Origin of the sequence: Enterobacter sp. K16B, assembly GCF_020216105.1 — a bacterium.
Taxonomy (GTDB): domain Bacteria; phylum Pseudomonadota; class Gammaproteobacteria; order Enterobacterales; family Enterobacteriaceae; genus Enterobacter; species Enterobacter sichuanensis.
This window is the reverse complement of record NZ_JAIWJZ010000139.1, coordinates 1-16,671: the sequence shown is the minus strand read 5'-3', so window position 1 is coordinate 16,671 and position 16,671 is coordinate 1. Positions and strand designations below refer to the sequence as shown.

Annotated in this window: 14 protein-coding genes; 11 read left to right on the top strand and 3 right to left on the bottom strand. The window is 58.2% G+C overall.

The window, feature by feature from the left end:
* Positions 1-422: 422 nt before the first annotated feature.
* From LDK53_RS20915 to LDK53_RS20885, 7 genes are read left to right on the top strand one after another with little or no spacing between them, the layout of a single operon-like run.
* Positions 423-1,142, top strand: a complete 720-nt coding sequence (locus LDK53_RS20915) for a FadR/GntR family transcriptional regulator (RefSeq protein WP_059385929.1) — start codon at positions 423-425, stop codon at positions 1,140-1,142.
* Positions 1,139-2,152: an ABC transporter ATP-binding protein gene (locus LDK53_RS20910; protein WP_225287966.1), complete on the top strand. Its 1,014-nt coding sequence runs from the start codon at positions 1,139-1,141 to the stop codon at positions 2,150-2,152. Before LDK53_RS20915 ends, LDK53_RS20910 begins: the two co-directional genes overlap by 4 nt.
* The gene (locus LDK53_RS20905; protein ID WP_225287965.1) at positions 2,149-3,231 is read left to right on the top strand and encodes an ABC transporter ATP-binding protein; all 1,083 of its coding nucleotides are present in this window, start codon (positions 2,149-2,151) and stop codon (positions 3,229-3,231) included. Before LDK53_RS20910 ends, LDK53_RS20905 begins: the two co-directional genes overlap by 4 nt.
* Before the next feature lie 2 nt (positions 3,232-3,233).
* Positions 3,234-4,748, top strand: a complete 1,515-nt coding sequence (locus tag LDK53_RS20900; RefSeq protein WP_025759014.1) for an ABC transporter substrate-binding protein — start codon at positions 3,234-3,236, stop codon at positions 4,746-4,748.
* A gap of 18 nt (positions 4,749-4,766) precedes the next feature.
* On the top strand, positions 4,767-5,708 hold the full coding sequence (locus LDK53_RS20895) for an ABC transporter permease (RefSeq protein WP_045285101.1): 942 nt from the start codon (positions 4,767-4,769) through the stop codon (positions 5,706-5,708).
* Positions 5,709-5,710: 2 nt separating this feature from the next.
* Positions 5,711-6,586 (top strand): ABC transporter permease, encoded by an 876-nt coding sequence (locus tag LDK53_RS20890; RefSeq protein WP_225287964.1) that lies wholly within the window; start codon positions 5,711-5,713, stop codon positions 6,584-6,586.
* A 9-nt stretch (positions 6,587-6,595) separates the two neighbouring features.
* Entirely contained in the window at positions 6,596-8,197 is a 1,602-nt protein-coding gene (locus tag LDK53_RS20885) for a gamma-glutamyltransferase family protein (protein WP_208283880.1), read from the top strand.
* An 85-nt stretch (positions 8,198-8,282) separates the two neighbouring features.
* Here the strand turns inward: LDK53_RS20885 and LDK53_RS20880 are convergent, their stop codons facing one another.
* The gene (locus tag LDK53_RS20880; protein ID WP_045285103.1) at positions 8,283-9,053 is read right to left on the bottom strand and encodes an amidohydrolase; all 771 of its coding nucleotides are present in this window, start codon (positions 9,051-9,053) and stop codon (positions 8,283-8,285) included.
* Between the two features lie 108 nt (positions 9,054-9,161).
* Positions 9,162-11,606: an acyl-CoA dehydrogenase FadE gene (fadE, locus tag LDK53_RS20875; RefSeq protein ID WP_216689808.1), complete on the bottom strand. Its 2,445-nt coding sequence runs from the start codon at positions 11,604-11,606 to the stop codon at positions 9,162-9,164.
* Between the two features lie 239 nt (positions 11,607-11,845).
* On the opposite strand from fadE, the gene lpcA reads away from it, so the two are divergent.
* Complete coding sequence (lpcA, locus tag LDK53_RS20870; RefSeq protein WP_025760181.1) at positions 11,846-12,424, top strand: D-sedoheptulose 7-phosphate isomerase; 579 nt, start codon at positions 11,846-11,848, stop codon at positions 12,422-12,424.
* Positions 12,425-12,470: 46 nt separating this feature from the next.
* A complete protein-coding gene (locus tag LDK53_RS20865; RefSeq protein ID WP_008500262.1) occupies positions 12,471-13,238 on the top strand; it encodes a class II glutamine amidotransferase in 768 nt (255 codons plus the stop codon).
* Here LDK53_RS20865 and dpaA read toward each other — a convergent pair.
* Complete coding sequence (gene dpaA, locus LDK53_RS20860) at positions 13,209-13,949, bottom strand: peptidoglycan meso-diaminopimelic acid protein amidase (protein WP_025760182.1); 741 nt, start codon at positions 13,947-13,949, stop codon at positions 13,209-13,211. The genes LDK53_RS20865 and dpaA overlap by 30 nt on opposite strands.
* Before the next feature lie 298 nt (positions 13,950-14,247).
* On the opposite strand from dpaA, the gene LDK53_RS20855 reads away from it, so the two are divergent.
* Both LDK53_RS20855 and LDK53_RS20850 read left to right on the top strand, forming a co-directional pair.
* Positions 14,248-15,591 carry a Na(+)-translocating NADH-quinone reductase subunit A gene (locus LDK53_RS20855; RefSeq protein ID WP_225287963.1) on the top strand — a complete coding sequence of 448 codons (1,344 nt, stop codon included), beginning with the start codon at positions 14,248-14,250 and terminating at the stop codon, positions 15,589-15,591.
* A gap of 3 nt (positions 15,592-15,594) precedes the next feature.
* Positions 15,595-16,671, top strand: a 1,077-nt coding sequence (locus LDK53_RS20850; protein WP_225287962.1) for an NADH:ubiquinone reductase (Na(+)-transporting) subunit B, incomplete at its 3' end; no start/stop codon positions are given.

Genomic DNA, 16,671 nt, shown 5'->3' with positions numbered 1-16,671 from the left:
CCTGTCACGCAGGGGGTCGCGGGTTCGAGTCCCGTCCGTTCCGCCACTATTCAGAAAGCCTGAATCAGAAATGATTCAGGCTTTCGTCGTTTCAGCTTTCTGAAATGTCTTCCTCTTTATTTATTAACAAAAAGTTAAATTGCATGGTGCAATTAATTAACATATGCACAACATTAGTGCATTATTTGCACTGATTTTGTGCATTTAATCTGCCTCAACCTCTTCTGATGTCAGGCAGGGTGTTTCTTTTTGTAAATATAAACCACGAAAAATCATCCTCTTATCTCCCACTTTCCAAAAACTTCCTGAACCAATTTCAAATTGGTTTGGTTATTGCTTAATCATTAGCACGGTAAGTATCACGTCATATCAATAACTTATCGTTAAAAAAATAAAACAATGATGAAAGCGAGCGAACCAATATGGAAAAACCGTCACGGTTTCTGGCAAATTCCAGCACCGCGCTTGAGCAGCTGCGTGGGCTAATCAACCAGCATGAGTCAACACCAGGCACTCCGCTGCCCACCGAACGTGAGCTGTCGGAGACGCTCGGCGTAGGACGCCGTGAAGTGCGTCGTGCGCTGGATGTGCTGGAAGAAGAGGGGCGCATCTGGCGTAAGCAGGGCAAAGGCACCTTTATCGGTCCTTCTGCCCCTGTCGAACCGCTGGCCCTTCAGGGATTGGTTCAGCAAACCAACCTTCTCGAAGTGATGGAAGCTCGCCTGCAGCTCGAACCCGGCTTAGCCCGGCTTGCGGCACTGCGTGCCACCAGGGAAAACCTCGCGCTGATGCAGCGCATGCTGGAACGCATTGATAAGGTCAGCCCGGATGACCGCGATCTCAACGAACTGTGGGACAGCGCCTTTCACCGCGCCATTGCGGAGGCCGCGGGTAACCGCCTGATGCTCGGCCTGTTTGATGCCATTGATGCCGTCAGACGTGAACCGGGCTGGCAGCACCTGCGCGAATTAGCCCGCACGCCCGAACGCGTCGACAGTTATAACGACCACCATCACAAGATCATGTCTGCGATTATCCATCGCCAGCCAAATGAGGCCGCGGCCGCCATGCGCGAACACCTGCTCAGCCTGCAAACCGCCCTGATCCATGCGATCCACCTTGAGGACGACTTCACGCTATGACGACGATCCCATTTAACGATCCCACGCCTGTTCTGCGCGTACGCAATCTGAATGTCAGGTTCGCCGGCTCGCCGGTGAGCGTGCTGGAGGATATTTCACTGACGGTTAAAGCGGGCGAAACCCTGGCGCTGGTGGGGGAGTCAGGCTGCGGGAAAAGTATCACCTCATTAGCGCTGATGGGCCTGTTGCCTGCCAGCGCCCGGATCGTCAGCGGGGAGATGCATTTTCGCCGTCACGATCTGCGCAAGCTTACACCGCGGGAATATGCCGACCTGCGCGGAAGCGAGCTGGCGATGATTTTCCAGGAGCCAATGACCTCGCTTAATCCGGCATTTACGCTGGGGGATCAGCTAAGCGAAGCGGTCATGCGCCATCAGAGCGTCTCGCGAGCAGAGGCGATGAAGGTCGCGCTGCAGATCCTGGAGAAGGTGCAGATCCCGGCCGCAGAGATGAGGCTGAAGGCGTACCCCCACCAGCTTTCCGGTGGCATGCGCCAGCGCGTGATGATTGCGATGGCGCTGATTAACCACCCGAAACTGCTGATTGCCGATGAACCGACCACCGCCCTCGACGTAACGATCCAGGCGCAAATTCTCGCCTTGCTGAACACCCTCAAAGAAGAGACCGGCACGGCGGTGCTGATGATCACTCACGATTTAGGCGTGGTGGCAGAGGTCGCCCAGCAGGTGGCGGTGATGTATGCCGGGCAGGTGGTGGAGCAGGGAAGCGTGGAGGCCATCTTTGCCGACCCGCAGCACCCGTACACCATCGGCCTGATGGGGTCGATTCCCTCTCTGGGCGCACGTAAGGGCCCGCTTTCCACCATTCCCGGATCGGTGCCGCTGGCGGAATTCATGCCGAAGGGCTGCCGTTTTGCCACTCGTTGTCCGTTTGCGCAGGCGCGCTGCCATGCTGAAAAACCACCGCTCACTGCGCAGGGGGCCGGCCATCAGGTCGCCTGCTTCCGCGTACCGCTTGAACACCACATTGCCCTGGGAGAGACCGCATGACCACGCCGATCCTTGAAGCCCGCGATCTCAGCAAGCTGTTTCCCGGCCCTAAAAAACTCTTTACCCCGGCCCGGTTTGTGACGGCGGTCGACCGCGTGTCGCTGGCCGTGATGCCGGGCGAAACGCTGGCGATTGTCGGGGAGTCGGGGTCCGGGAAATCCACCCTCGGTCGTCTGCTGCTGCGTCTGCTGGCCGCCAGCGAAGGGCGCGTGTTTTACCAGGGGGAGGAGATCACGCATGCCTCGGGCGCGCGCCTCAACCAGCTCCGGCGCGAGCTGCAAATTATCTTTCAGGATCCCTTTGCCTCGCTCAACCCGCGCATGACGGTGGAGCAGATCGTTGGCGAGCCGCTGTGGCTGCACCAGAAGATGAAAAAAGCCGACCGCCAGTACCGCGTAGCTGAACTGCTGAAGACCGTTGGTCTGCCTGCCGCCTGGGCCGGACGTTATCCGCACGAGTTTTCTGGCGGGCAGCGTCAGCGCATTGGCATTGCGCGCGCGCTGGCGTCGGGACCCAAACTGCTGCTGGGTGATGAACCTGTCTCCGCGCTGGATGTATCTGTGCAGGCCCAGGTGGTGAATTTGCTGGAAAGCCTGAAGCACCAGTTGGGGCTAACAATGGTGATCGTCGCCCACGGTCTGGCGGTTATCCGCCATATGAGCGATCGCGTGGCGGTCATGTACCTCGGGCAAATTGTCGAGCTTGCCACCGTCGATGAGATTTTTGACGCACCGCTGCACCCTTATACCCAGGCGCTGATCGCCTCGGCGCCGCAGATGCAGCCCGGCGCGGAACGTGACGCCCCGCTGTTGCAGGGAGATTTGCCGAACCCGGCCAACCCGCCGACCGGCTGTCGCTTCCATACGCGTTGCCCGTACGTCACTGACGAATGCCGCCGGGTTGAACCCATTAACCAGCTCCTGGACGGTGGACGTCAGGTGGCCTGTCATCGCTGGCAGGAGATTAATCGCGATCGCAGTGTTATCCAGATTGCACCGCCATCCGCTGCTTTTCTGCGCCGCCGCGCGCTGTTTGAACACGCGGCCACTCACTCCTCCCTTCCTTCAAGGAACTCATGATAATGACAATGCGTAATTCTCTTTTGACCGTACTGGGAAGTGTTATGTTGCTTGGCGCGGCGCTGCCCGCCCATTCTGAAAGTGTGCTGCGTGTGGGGCTGGGGGCTGACCCGGACATGCTCGACCCGCATCTGGCGCGCACCTACTATGGCCGCTTCGTGTTTGCCTCCCTGTGTGACAGGCTGGTGGACGTGGATGAAAATCTGAAGGTCGTGCCTGGTCTGGCGAAAGACTGGGCCTGGAGCGACGACGGCAAAACCCTGACCCTGAATTTGCGCGAGGGCGTCACCTTTCACGACGGTGAGAAATTCGATGCGGCCGCCGCAAAATACAACCTCGACCGCGCCCTGACCTTAAAAGGCTCCCTGCGTAAAAGCGAGATTTCCTCCGTGGAGTCCGTTGAGGTCACAGGCCCGATGCAGATTGCCCTGCACCTGAAAACGCCGGACGCCGCGCTGCTGATGCAGCTCACCGACCGCGCGGGTGCGATGATGGCCCCCGACGCGGCGAAAAAGCCGGATTTTGCCGCCCATCCCGTCTGTTCCGGTCCGTATAAATTCGACAGCCGCGTGTCCCAGGACCGCATCGTTCTGACGCGTTTCGACAATTACTGGAACAAAGATGCCTACCACTTCGACAAAATTATCTATCTGCCGATCCCGGATGCCTCCGTGCGCCTGGCGAACCTGCGTGCGGGCGATCTCGACCTGACCGAAGGGATTGCCGCCAGCGACGTCAAAACCGTCGAAGCCGACAGCAAGCTGGCGCTGGCAAAAGTGACCGGTCTGGGCTATCAGGGCATTACCTTCAACATCAATAACGGCAAGGTGCCGGCGAACGATCCGTTCAGGGACGCCCGCGTGCGTGAGGCGTTTTCTCAGGCCATCGACCGCGATGCGCTAAACCAGGTGGTCTTTGAAGGGCTGTATACGCCAGCCAACCAGCCGTTTTCGACGGTGAGCCCGTATCACGTCAACCTGCCGGTGCCACCGCGCGATGTCGACAAAGCCAAAGCGCTGCTGAAAGCGGCAGGCGTCACCACGCCGCTGACCGTCAACCTGCTGGTGCCGAACAACCCAACCTCGCAGCAGGTCGGTCAGGTGCTGCAGGCAATGGTCGCTGAGGCGGGCTTTAACCTGAATCTGCAGATGACCGAATTCGCCACGCTGCTGGATCGCCAGCAGAGCGGTGATTATCAGCTGAGCTTCTCCGGCTGGTCGGGTCGCCCGGATCCGGACGGCAGCATCTACGGGTTTATTCACAGCAAAGGCACCCTGAACGACGGTCGCTACAGCAACGCGCAGGTTGATGAGTGGCTGACCCAGGCGCGTCTCAGCAACGACAAAGCCGTTCGTCAGCCGCTGTACGACAAGGTGGTGAAGCAGCTGCAAACCGACATGCCGATTGCCTGGCTCTACTTCGAGCCGCGCATCTTTGGCCTGAACAAGAAAGTGCAGGGCTTTAAACCGTATCCGGACGGCATTGTGCGTCTGGCCGGTTTGACGCTGGCGAAATAAACGTCCTGAGGAGAGCCCATGCTGGAACTGATTTGCAAACGTCTGCTGCTGGCCATCCCGACGCTGTTGCTGGTGAGCATGATGGTCTTCGGGCTGCAAAAGCTGCTGCCCGGCGACCCGCTGATCGCCATGGCCGGGGAGGAGCGCGATCCGGCGGTCATCGCCCAGCTGCGTGCGGAGCTGAATCTCGATGCCCCGATCCCGGTACAGTATTTCCACTGGCTGACGCGCGCGCTGCAGGGGGATCTGGGCGTCTCCTTGCGCACCCACGAACCGGTGACGCAGTTAATTGCCAGCAAGCTGCCGGTCACGCTGGAGCTGTCGCTGCTGGCGATGATTGTCGCGCTGGTGTTCGGCATCAGCATGGGGATCCTCGCCGCAGTGTACAAAAACAGCTGGGTCGATCACGGGGCGAACTTTGTGGCGATCTCCGGGATCTCAATACCGCACTTCTGGCTGGGGATCCTGCTGATTCTGGTCTTCTCGGTGAACCTGCAGTGGCTGCCTGCCTCCGGCTACGTGCCGTTCAGTGAAGATCCGATCCAGAACCTGCGTACGTTGCTGCTGCCGGCAGCCGTGCTCGGAACCGGTCTGGCGGCGACGCTGATGCGCCATACCCGCGCGTCGATGATTGCAGTCCTGAAAGCGGATTACATCCGCACCGCGCGGGCAAAAGGGCTATTGCCGAAAGCGGTGATCTTAAAGCACGCATTTCGCAACGCGCTGGTGCCGGTGATCACGCTCACCACGCTGCTGTTCGGCGAGCTGCTGGGCGGCGCGGTACTGACCGAGCAGGTCTTCACCATTCCGGGCTTCGGCAAGATGATCGTCGACTCGGTGTTTAACCGTGACTACGCGGTGGTGCAGGGCGTGGTGCTGATCGTGGCGATCGGCTTCCTGCTGCTGAACCTGCTGGCCGACGTGCTCTACGTCCTTATCAACCCGAAAATGCGAGGTTAACGATGGCGGAACTGACGACACAAACCGCTGTGCCTGCGCTGCCGCGCGCACAGAGCCGGGTGCTGAAGAAATTCCTCGCGAACAAGAGCGCAGTCGCTGGCGCAGTGATAGTGGGTTTCTTTGTGCTGGTGGCGCTGCTGGCACCATGGGTAGCCCCGTTCGATCCGGTCAAGGCCAACTTCCTGGCGGTGCGCAAAGCGCCGTCGGCGATGTACTGGTTCGGCACCGACGAGCTGGGGCGCGACATCTTATCCCGCATTATCTGGGGGGCGCGCACCTCGCTGATGGCGGGCTGTATGTCGGTGGTTATCGCGGTGGTCATCGGCGTGCCGCTGGGGCTGGTGGCAGGTTACTTCAAGAAGATGTGGGATGGGGTGATCTCGCGCGTTATCGAGGCGCTGCTGGCCTGCCCGTTCCTGATCATGGCGATCGCGCTCGGGGCGTTTTTAGGCCCGAGTCTCACCAACGCGATGATCGCCATCGGCCTTTCCGCCATGCCGATCTTCGCCCGCCTGACGCGCGGCCAGGTGATCGCCATTCGCAACGAAGAGTACATCGACGGTGCGCGGGCGATTGGCCTGCCGGATCGCTGGATCATCATCAAATACGTTCTGCCCAACGTGATGTCGCCGATCCTGGTCCAGGCCACGCTGGCTATTGCCTCGGCGATTATCGCCGAAGCCAGCCTGTCGTTTTTAGGGCTGGGGCAGCAGCCGCCCAACCCGTCCTGGGGCTCGATGCTCAACACCGCGAAAGGGTTTCTTGAGCAGGCGCCGTGGATGTCCATTTTCCCCGGCGTGGCGATTTTCCTCGCCGTGCAGGGCTTTAATTTACTCGGCGACGGGCTGCGCGATGCGCTCGATCCGCGCCATGACTAAGGAGTCATGATGACCAAAGCGCTTGATTTTACGTCCGGTTACCTTTCACGCCGCCCACCGATGATGGGCCATAACGCGGTGGCAACGTCTCAGCCGCTGGCGGCGCAGGCGGGGATGAAGATGCTGCAGCTGGGCGGGAATGCCGTTGATGCGGCCATTGCCACCGCGATGGCCCTGACGGTGGTCGAGCCGACCGGCAACGGGATTGGCAGTGATGCCTTCGCCATTGTCTGGGACGGTGAAAAATTGCACGGACTGAACGCGTCGGGTCGTTCACCGGCGAGCTGGCATGCGGATCTGTTTGCCGGAAAAACCGCGGTGCCGGAAATCGGCTGGGACGCGGTGACCGTACCGGGGGCGGTATCCGGCTGGGTCGCGCTGGCGGAACGCTTCGGCACGCTGCCGCTGACCACCCTGGCGCAGCCTGCGGTTGACTACGCGCGCAACGGTTTCCCCGTCTCGCCGCTGATTGGGCATCTCTGGCAGCGCGGCTATCACAAGCTGAAAGATCAGCCGGGCTTCAGCGCCTGCTTCGCGCCGGAAGGCCGCGCCCCGCGCGTGGGGGAGATTTTCCGTAACCCGGCGCAGGCGAACTCGCTGGAGCTGATTGCGAGAACCAACGGCGAGGCGTTTTACCGTGGCGAGCTGGCGCAGAAAATTGCCGCCTTTGCCAAAGAACATGGCGCGCATCTGACGGCGGAGGATCTGGCTAACCATCGCGTCGACTGGGTAGAGCTGCTGTCGCGCGACTTCGCGGGCGGTTCGGTGCAGGAGCTGCCGCCGAATGGCCAGGGGATTGCCACGCTGATTGCGCTGGGCATTCTTGAGCAGTGTGGTATTGAGAAGCACCATCCGGATTCCGTGCAATCCCTGCACCTGTCCATTGAGGCGATGAAGCTGGCGCTGGCGGACCTCGACCGCTACGTGGCGGATGAAGACCATATGGCGTTCGCGGCAAAAGAGTTGCTGAGCGACGCTTATCTGAAGTCGCGTGCGGCGCTGATCAACCACGACAGCGCGTCTGATTTTGTCTACGGTTCCCCGACGCAGAGCGGCACGGTCTACATCAGCACCGCGGACGCCAGCGGGATGATGGTCTCGTTTATTCAGTCCAACTATATGGGCTTTGGGTCCGGGATTGTGGTACCGGATACCGGGATCAGCCTGCAAAACCGCGGCTGCGGATTTGTACTGGATCCTGAGCACCCGAACGCGCTGGCGGGCAGCAAACGTCCGTTCCACACCATCATTCCGGGCTTTGCGATGGACGGTAACGGTAAGCCGCTGATGTCCTTCGGCGTGATGGGCGGGCCGATGCAGGCGCAGGGTCATATGCAGATGGCGCTGCGCATTATGCTGCACGGGCAAAACCCGCAGGCGGCCATCGATGCCCCGCGCTGGCGCGTGGTACAGGGCAGGGAGGTGATCGTCGAATCGACGTTCGATCGCAATACTATCGCGGCGCTGCGCGAGCGCGGGCACCACATCGTGGTGGAGGATCCGCTTCAGGATTACAACTTCGGTGGAGCCCAGGTGATTTACCGAATGCCGGAAGGGCACTACGTGGCCGCGACGGAGAGCCGCAAAGACGGGCAGGCGTTGGTGAGTTAATTAACGCCCGGTGGCGCTGCGCTTTACCGGGCCTATACTGTGCATTTTGTAGGCCGGGTAAGGCGTAGCCGCCACCCGGCTTTTTTCAGCCAATGCTAAACGGATCCGCATCCTGCCATGCCGGGAACTTCTCGCGATACTCCTGCAATGCCGTCAATGACAGCTCGGCATCAATCCGCGTCGCCTGATGCGGCTCGGCGGTGGCGATAATCTCGCCCTGCGGATTCACCACCCGGCTGTCGCCGCGATAGTGATGCCCGTTGCCGTCAGTTCCTACGCGGTTACAGCCCACCACATAGGCCTGGTTCTCAATCGCGCGCGCCACCAGCAGTGACTGCCAGTGCAGGGAGCGCGGCGCAGGCCAGTTGGCGACATACAGCGCCAGGTCGTAATCGTTGCGGTTGCGTGACCACACCGGGAAGCGCAGGTCATAGCAGACCAGCGGCAAAATACGCCAGCCGCGCCATTCAAAAACCACGCGCTCGTTACCCGCTTCATAGTGATGATGTTCATCCGCCATGCGGAACAGGTGACGTTTATCGTAAAAATGCACTTTCCCTTCCGGCTCAACCAGCAGGAAGCGGTTCACCGGCCCGCGTTCGGTTTGCAGGGCGGCGCTGCCGGCAATCAGCGCGTGAGTCTGCTGCGCTTTGGTATGCATCCAGGCGACCACCTCCTCCTGCGGCATTGACTGTTTTGCCGCTTCCATGGCGAAGCCAGTGGTGAACATCTCCGGCAGGACAATCACATCACGCCCGGTAATGTCTTCCAGTTGACGATCAAAATGGCGCAGGTTGGCGGGGCCATCCATCCACACTAAAGGTTGCTGCAAAATAGAAATCTTCAGACCAGGCACAATTCAGACTCCTCAAACGACCGCTTTTTGACACTGTAGCACGACATAAAGAGAAAATGTGGCAATAAAAAACCCCGCGCGCGGCGGGGTTTGTGCAGGCGAAACGGGTTATGCCGCTTCAGGTTTACGGTGCTTCTCCGGCAGCTTTACCGGCTGCGTCGCCAGCTCGTCCGGTTCGAAATCATCCACGTTAATGCTGCGCAGACGGCTCTCTTCGGCTTTCACCAGCAGGGCTGCTTCATCTTTACTGATAATGCCACCGGCCAGTGCCTGTTTCGCCAGTTCGTCCAGACGGGTAAACGGCAGGTTTTTGCCCAGCTGTTTACAGATTTTCTGGTGAATCGGGTCGGCGGCCATCACGTCCAGCAGCGCCTCTTCCAGCAGACCCACCGGGTTATGCGGGGTTGGGGCCAGATACTGACCACGGCCGATACGGGAGCGGGTTGCGCTCGGTACCTGCAGGATCTTCGCCACTTTGTGGTCCAGCTTGTCCGACGGCGCCAGATGATGACGACCGGTCGGGAAGATCACCACGCGCAGGGCGCCGGCGACAAAGCGGTTCGGGAAGTTTGCCAGCAGATCGTCAATGGCCTGTTCTGCCTGATACATCGCATCCTGAACGCCCCAGTGCACCAGCGGCAGATCCGCTTCCTGACGGCCTTCATCGTCGTAGCGTTTCAGCACCGCAGAGGCCAGGAAAATCTGGCTCAACACATCCCCCAGACGGGCAGAGATACGTTCGCGACGCTTCAGGCTGCCGCCAAGTACGGCCATAGAGACGTCGGACAGCAGCGCCAGGTTGGCACTCAGACGGTTAAGATGCTGGTAATAACGTTTTGTCGCATCGCCGGTAGGCGTCGCGCTGGTAAGACCGCGCGTCAGGCCCAGCCAGAAGCTGCGCACCTTGTTGCTGCCCACGTGACCGATATGTTTGAACAACAGTTTATCGAAGGCATCCACGTCGTTATTTTGCGCAGCGGCCATCTCTTCCAGGACATAAGGATGGCAGCGAATCGCCCCCTGACCGAAGATCATCATGCTGCGGGTCAGAATGTTTGCCCCTTCGACGGTGATGGCAATCGGTGCGCCCTGATAGCCGCGCGCCAGGAAGTTGCCTTCGCCGAGCATAATGCCTTTACCGCCTGCGATATCCATCGCGTCAATGATCGACTGCTGCGCGCGGTGGGTACAGTGGTACTTCACAATGGCGGACAGCACGGCCGGTTTTTCGCCCAGCATGATGCCGTAGGTAATCAGCGACGCGGCGGCGTCCATCACGTAAGCGTTGCCCGCGATACGCGCCAGCGGCTCTTCGATACCTTCCATCTTGCCGATGGAGATTTTGAACTGACGGCGGATATGGGCGTACGCGCCAATTCCCATCGCCACAGACTTCAGACCACCGGTTGAGTTCGACGGCAGGGTAATACCGCGACCCACCGACAGACATTCCACCAGCATACGCCAGCCCTGACCGGCCATTTTCGGGCCACCGATGATGTAGTCAATCGGCACAAAGATATCCTGACCGCGGGTTGGGCCGTTCTGGAACGGCACGTTCAGCGGGAAGTGACGACGACCAATTTCAACGCCTGGTGTCGAGGTAGGGATCAGCGCACAGGTAATGCCCAGATCTTCTTCGCCGCCCAGCAGTCTTTCCGGGTCAGAGAGCTTAAAGGCCAGACCCAGCACGGTGGCGATAGGCGCCAGCGTGATATAACGCTTGTTCCAGGTCAGGCGCATACCCAGCACCTGCTCGCCCTGCCATTCGCCCATGCAGACCACGCCGGTATCCGGGATCGCGCCCGCATCGGAGCCTGCTTCCGGGCTGGTCAGCGCGAAGCAAGGGATTTCCTGACCACGCGCCAGACGCGGCAGGTAGTAATCTTTCTGCTCTTCGGTACCGTAATGCTGCAGCAGTTCGCCCGGGCCTAAGGAGTTAGGCACGCCCACGGTAATCGCCAGGATCCCGGAAACGCCCGCCAGCTTTTGCAGTACACGCGCCTGAGCGTAGGCGGAGAATTCCAGACCGCCGTACTCTTTCTTAATGATCATCGCGAAGAAGCGATGCTCTTTCAGATACGCCCACAGCTCGGGCGGCAGATCGGCCATTTCATGGGTAATGGCAAAGTCGTTCGCCATACGGCACGCTTCTTCCACCGGGCCATCAATAAAGGCCTGTTCTTCAGCGGTCAGACGCGGCTGCGGGTAGTTATGCAGCTTTTTCCAGTCCGGGTTGCCCTGGAACAGATCGCCTTCCCACCAGGTCGTACCGGCATCAATCGCCTCTTTTTCCGTACGCGACATCGGCGGCATCACCTTGCGGAAACCTTTGAACACCGGCGCGGAGATCATGGATTTACGCATCGGGGCAACGTTAAACGGCAGGAGAATGATGGCCAGCGGGACCAAAAGCCAGATAGTCCACAGACCAGCGACGCCAAGCGCAGCGGTCCAGGCCAGAAGGATCAGGCTGCTCAGAAATAAGCTGACGCGGTGATAGAACAACACACCGAGCAGAACAACAGTTGCGAGAATGCTCAAAATCATCATAAAGAAAAGCTCCCTTGCTTGTAGGAGGTCTGACCACTTGTGATGATATGGTTGTAGTTGATGTTATTTCCTTTAGCAATGTGTTTACAAAATAATTACAACCTGGTTCACATTGTTCGCGTTTTCGCCGGCACGAGAAAGCAAAACGCCAGGGGATTCGTATGGCTTTAGCTTCTCGCTTTTCCCGCTATCCGGTACACTCCACTGTGTTATTTCATCAATACTGAAGGATTATCCTCATGTACCAGGATCTTATTCGTAACGAACTGAACGAAGCGGCGGAAACGCTGGCTAACTTTCTGAAAGATGATGCCAATATTCACGCTATTCAGCGCGCGGCGGTCCTGCTGGCCGACAGTTTCAAAGCCGGTGGCAAAGTGCTTTCCTGCGGTAACGGCGGTTCCCACTGCGATGCAATGCACTTTGCAGAAGAGCTGACCGGACGCTATCGTGAAAACCGTCCGGGCTACCCGGCGATCGCGATTTCCGACGTGAGCCATATCTCCTGCGTGAGCAATGACTTTGGTTACGACTACGTCTTCTCCCGCTACGTTGAAGCGGTGGGTCGTGAAGGTGACGTGCTGCTGGGGATCTCTACCTCGGGCAACTCTGCAAACGTGATCAAAGCGATCGCTGCCGCACGTGAAAAAGGGATGAAAGTCATCACCCTGACCGGTAAAGATGGCGGTAAGATGGCCGGTACGGCGGATATCGAAATCCGTGTGCCGCACTTCGGTTATGCTGATCGTATTCAGGAAATTCACATCAAAGTGATCCATATCCTGATTCAGCTGATCGAAAAAGAGATGGTTAAGTAAGACTTCGCTGGGGGCATCCTTGCCCCCGCTGTTGTGGAGGTGACGTATGTGCGAACTGCTCGGGATGAGCGCCAATGTGCCAACCGATATCTGCTTTAGTTTCACCGGGCTGGTGCAGCGCGGTGGAGGAACCGGGCCGCATAAAGACGGCTGGGGCATTACCTTCTACGAAGGCAAAGGGTGTCGCACGTTCAAAGATCCACAGCCCAGCTTTAACTCACCGATTGCCAAACTGGTGCAGGACTATCCCATCAAGTCGCGCTCGGTGATTGCCCATATTCGCCAGGCAAACCGCGGCGAAGTGGCGCTGGAAAATACGCATCCGTTTACCCGTGAACTGTGGGGCCGTAACTGGACCTACGCGCACAATGGGCAACTCACAGGCTATAAGTCGCTGGAGACGGGCAATTTCCGCCCGGTAGGCGAAACCGACAGCGAAAAAGCCTTTTGCTGGCTGCTGCATAAGCTGACGGAGCGCTATCCGCGAACCCCGGGAAACATGGCGGCGGTATTTAAATACATCGCGACGCTGGCCACTGAGCTGCGCGAAAAAGGCGTGTTTAACATGCTGCTCTCTGACGGGCGCTATGTGATGGCGTTCTGCTCGACGAACCTGTTCTGGATCACCCGTCGTGCGCCGTTTGGCGTTGCAACGCTACTCGATCAGGATGTGGAGATAGACTTTCAGAAAGAGACCACACCGAACGATGTGGTCACTGTCATTGCAACGCAGCCGCTGACGGGCAACGAAACCTGGCAAAAGATTATGCCAGGCGAGTGGGTACTATTTTGTCTCGGGGACCGTGTAATTTGACGCCAGCTGTGGATGGACAACTTCGTGGCTCAGCGGCTTGCTGACCACGTAACGGCCATCCACAACCGAGACAACAGGCGGCTTGTGCGTCTGCTCGAAGTAGTCATAGCCTGGTTTCAGCTGTTTCCAGAAATCCGCGTAGTAAGAGTACTTGTGACGCGCCATGTTGGCATCGGTCATGCGGAACGGATAGATGCTGACCTGAACGTTAGGCTGACCAAAGACCAGCGCCCCGGTGACAAACTGGAAAATCTCATCAATGCCGGAATCGGTCATCGCGTAGCAGCCGATAGAGACGCAGGCACCGTGGATCATCAGGTATTTACCTTCATAACCGTGCGCACGGTCAAAGGCATTCGGGAAACCGATGTTGATGGCTTTATAGAAGCGGCTGTCCGGTTTGAGCTGGCTACGCTGAACGTTGTAAAACCCTTCCGGACTTTTGAAATCGCCCTGACGCTGTTTTGGCCCTAATCCACCGGAGTAGTTACATATTTTGTAGCTATCAAGCAGCTGATATGTCTCACCCATTTTTACAAACAGATCGAGAGTGCGTTCTTCCTTGAAGATCTGAATATAAACCGGCGATCCCATTAACTGCTGTTTATATTCTTTGCTGATCGGCGTCGTTGAGCTGTTACTGCTGAGCAGCCCGGCAAACGACATGCACGGAATCAGAAGCATCGCAATGAACAATGCGATTTTACGCATACTACTAGTTCCTTGATAAAACCATGACCAACTTGCCAGGACGGCAAAAGAGACCCGAAATCAGATTATTCTGTTAGGAGCGCTCACATTAGCACCGCCAGAGATTTTCGCAAGAGCCGGGCGGTGAGTTTACAAATTAGTTTTACTTTATAAACCATCGAAATCGCGTTGACTCCAGGAACTTTGCGTATTAGCTCGCAATTTGGCGCGCGTAACGGCGGATTACCTGCCCGCGAGAAGGGGAAAATGTTACACTTCGCGCCCACTGGATTGTTGTTCATGGAAACCTGCTAACCACATGTTTAAAATCAAAAAAGGACTTGATCTGCCGATTGCAGGCGTGCCAGAGCAGCACGTTTCGACAGGCGCAAGTGTCCGTCATGTCGCCATTGTGGGCGACGACTACCTGGGAATGCGTCCTTCAATGCGGGTAGAGGAAGGCGATCGCGTTATCAAAGGCCAGGCACTCTTTGAGGACAAAAAAAATCCCGGCGTGATGTTCACCGCACCCGCGAGCGGTACCGTAGTGGCGATCAACCGTGGCGAACGGCGCGTTCTGCAGTCGGTGGTTATCCGCATTGAAGGCGATGAGCAGTGTGAATTCGCCCATTACGACACCGCAGATCTCGCATCGCTAAGCCGCGACGCTGTTCAGGCTCAGCTTCTGGCGTCCGGTTTATGGACCGCGCTTCGTACGCGTCCCTTCAGCAAATCCCCTGTTCCGGGTACGGAGCCGGCCGCGATTTTCGTGACGGCAATGGATACCAACCCGCTCAGCGTGGATCCACAACCGGTTATTCTGGCGCAGCGTAAAGCCTTTGATGCCGGACTGACCCTTTTAACCCGCCTGACGTCGGGGAAAGTCCACGTTTGCCAGGCCGGCGGCGGTAAGCTCGGCGGTCATCCACAGGGGCAGGTTACGTTTAATACGTTTGCGGGTCCGCATCCGGCGGGGCTGGTCGGGACGCACATCCATTTCCTTGAGCCGGTAAGCCTGACGAAACAGGTCTGGCATCTTAACTATCAGGATGTTATTGCCATCGGTAAGCTGTTCACCACCGGTGAACTGAGTGCGGAACGCATCATTGCGATTGGCGGGCCGCAGGCTAAGCATCCGCGTCTGGTGAAAACGCTGCTGGGCGCGGACATCAATGAACTGCTGGCGGAGGAAATCAAAGAGGGTGAAAACCGCCTGATTTCCGGTTCCGTTCTCAGTGGCCGCCATGCTGTTGATGCGCACGCCTATCTGGGACGTTTCCATTTGCAGGTGAGCATTGTGCAGGAAGGCCGAGACAAAGAGCTCTTCGGCTGGGTACTGCCCGGTGCGGAAAAATTTTCCGTCACCCGTACCACGTTAGGTCACTTCCTGCGTAACAGGCTGTTTAACTTCTCGACCACTACGCACGGTGGCGAGCGCGCCATGGTCCCGATTGGCAACTACGAGCGCGTCATGCCGCTGGATATTCTGCCAACCATGCTGCTGCGCGATCTGCTCGCTGGCGATACCGACAGCGCGCAGGCGCTGGGCTGCCTTGAGCTTGACGAAGAAGATCTGGCGCTCTGTACCTATGTCTGTCCGGGAAAATACGAATATGGACCCGTATTGCGCGAGGTGTTAACCCGCATTGAGCAGGAAGGATAACCGATGGGCTTAAAACACCTCTTTGAAAAAATTGAGCCACACTTTACCGAAGGGAAGCTCAAAAAGTACTACCCGCTGTATGAAGCAACGGCGACCATTTTCTATACGCCGGGGCTGGTGACGAAAGGGGCGGCGCACGTTCGTGACGCCATCGACCTTAAGCGGATGATGATCCTGGTCTGGTTTGCGGTTTTCCCGGCGATGTTCTGGGGGATGTACAACGTCGGTCTGCAGACCATTCCGGCGCTGCACCATATGTATGATGCACAGCAACTGGCGCAGGTGCTCCAGTCAGACTGGCACTACCGTCTGGCCCAGTCGTTGGGTGTGAGCTTTGCGCCAGACGCAGGCTGGGTGAGCATGATGACGCTGGGTGCGGTGTTCTTCCTGCCGATTTACCTCACGGTCTTTATCGTGGGTGGCTTCTGGGAAGTGCTGTTCGCCATCATTCGTAAACATGAGATCAACGAAGGCTTCTTCGTGACCTCCATTCTGTTTGCCCTGATTGTCCCACCCACCTTACCGCTCTGGCAGGCGGCGCTGGGCATCAGTTTCGGTGTGGTGATTGCCAAAGAGATCTTCGGCGGCACCGGGCGTAACTTCCTCAACCCGGCACTGGCGGGGCGAGCGTTCCTGTTCTTTGCGTATCCGGCGCAAATTTCGGGGGACCTGGTATGGACAGCGGCCGACGGTTTTTCCGGCGCGACGCCGCTTTCACAGTGGGCGGCACACGGCGGCGAAACGCTGGTCAACAACGCCACAGGCCAGCCTGTCACCTGGTTTGACGCCTTTATTGGCAACATACCGGGCTCCATCGGGGAAGTCTCCACGCTGATGATTTTGATTGGTGGGGCGATCATCCTGTTTGGACGCGTGGCCTCCTGGCGAATTGTGGCTGGCGTGATGATCGGCATGGTGCTGACCGCCACGATGTTCAATGTTATCGGTTCGACCACCAACCCGATGTTCTCTATGCCCTGGTACTGGCATTTGGTGCTGGGTGGCTTCGCGTTCGGCATGATGTTTATGGCAACCGACCCTGTCTCTGCCTCGTTTACGGATAAAGGCAAATGGAGCTAT

Coding starts and splice junctions, on each gene's coding strand:
- fadE (WP_216689808.1), bottom strand. CDS start 11,606: ATGATGATTTTGAGCATTCTCGCAACTGTTGTTCTGCTCGGTGTGTTG.
- lpcA (WP_025760181.1), top strand. CDS start 11,846: ATGTACCAGGATCTTATTCGTAACGAACTGAACGAAGCGGCGGAAACG.
- LDK53_RS20905 (WP_225287965.1), top strand. CDS start 2,149: ATGACCACGCCGATCCTTGAAGCCCGCGATCTCAGCAAGCTGTTTCCC.
- LDK53_RS20915 (WP_059385929.1), top strand. CDS start 423: ATGGAAAAACCGTCACGGTTTCTGGCAAATTCCAGCACCGCGCTTGAG.
- dpaA (WP_025760182.1), bottom strand. CDS start 13,949: ATGCGTAAAATCGCATTGTTCATTGCGATGCTTCTGATTCCGTGCATG.
- LDK53_RS20910 (WP_225287966.1), top strand. CDS start 1,139: ATGACGACGATCCCATTTAACGATCCCACGCCTGTTCTGCGCGTACGC.
- LDK53_RS20855 (WP_225287963.1), top strand. CDS start 14,248: ATGTTTAAAATCAAAAAAGGACTTGATCTGCCGATTGCAGGCGTGCCA.
- LDK53_RS20865 (WP_008500262.1), top strand. CDS start 12,471: ATGTGCGAACTGCTCGGGATGAGCGCCAATGTGCCAACCGATATCTGC.
- LDK53_RS20900 (WP_025759014.1), top strand. CDS start 3,234: ATGACAATGCGTAATTCTCTTTTGACCGTACTGGGAAGTGTTATGTTG.
- LDK53_RS20885 (WP_208283880.1), top strand. CDS start 6,596: ATGACCAAAGCGCTTGATTTTACGTCCGGTTACCTTTCACGCCGCCCA.
- LDK53_RS20895 (WP_045285101.1), top strand. CDS start 4,767: ATGCTGGAACTGATTTGCAAACGTCTGCTGCTGGCCATCCCGACGCTG.
- LDK53_RS20890 (WP_225287964.1), top strand. CDS start 5,711: ATGGCGGAACTGACGACACAAACCGCTGTGCCTGCGCTGCCGCGCGCA.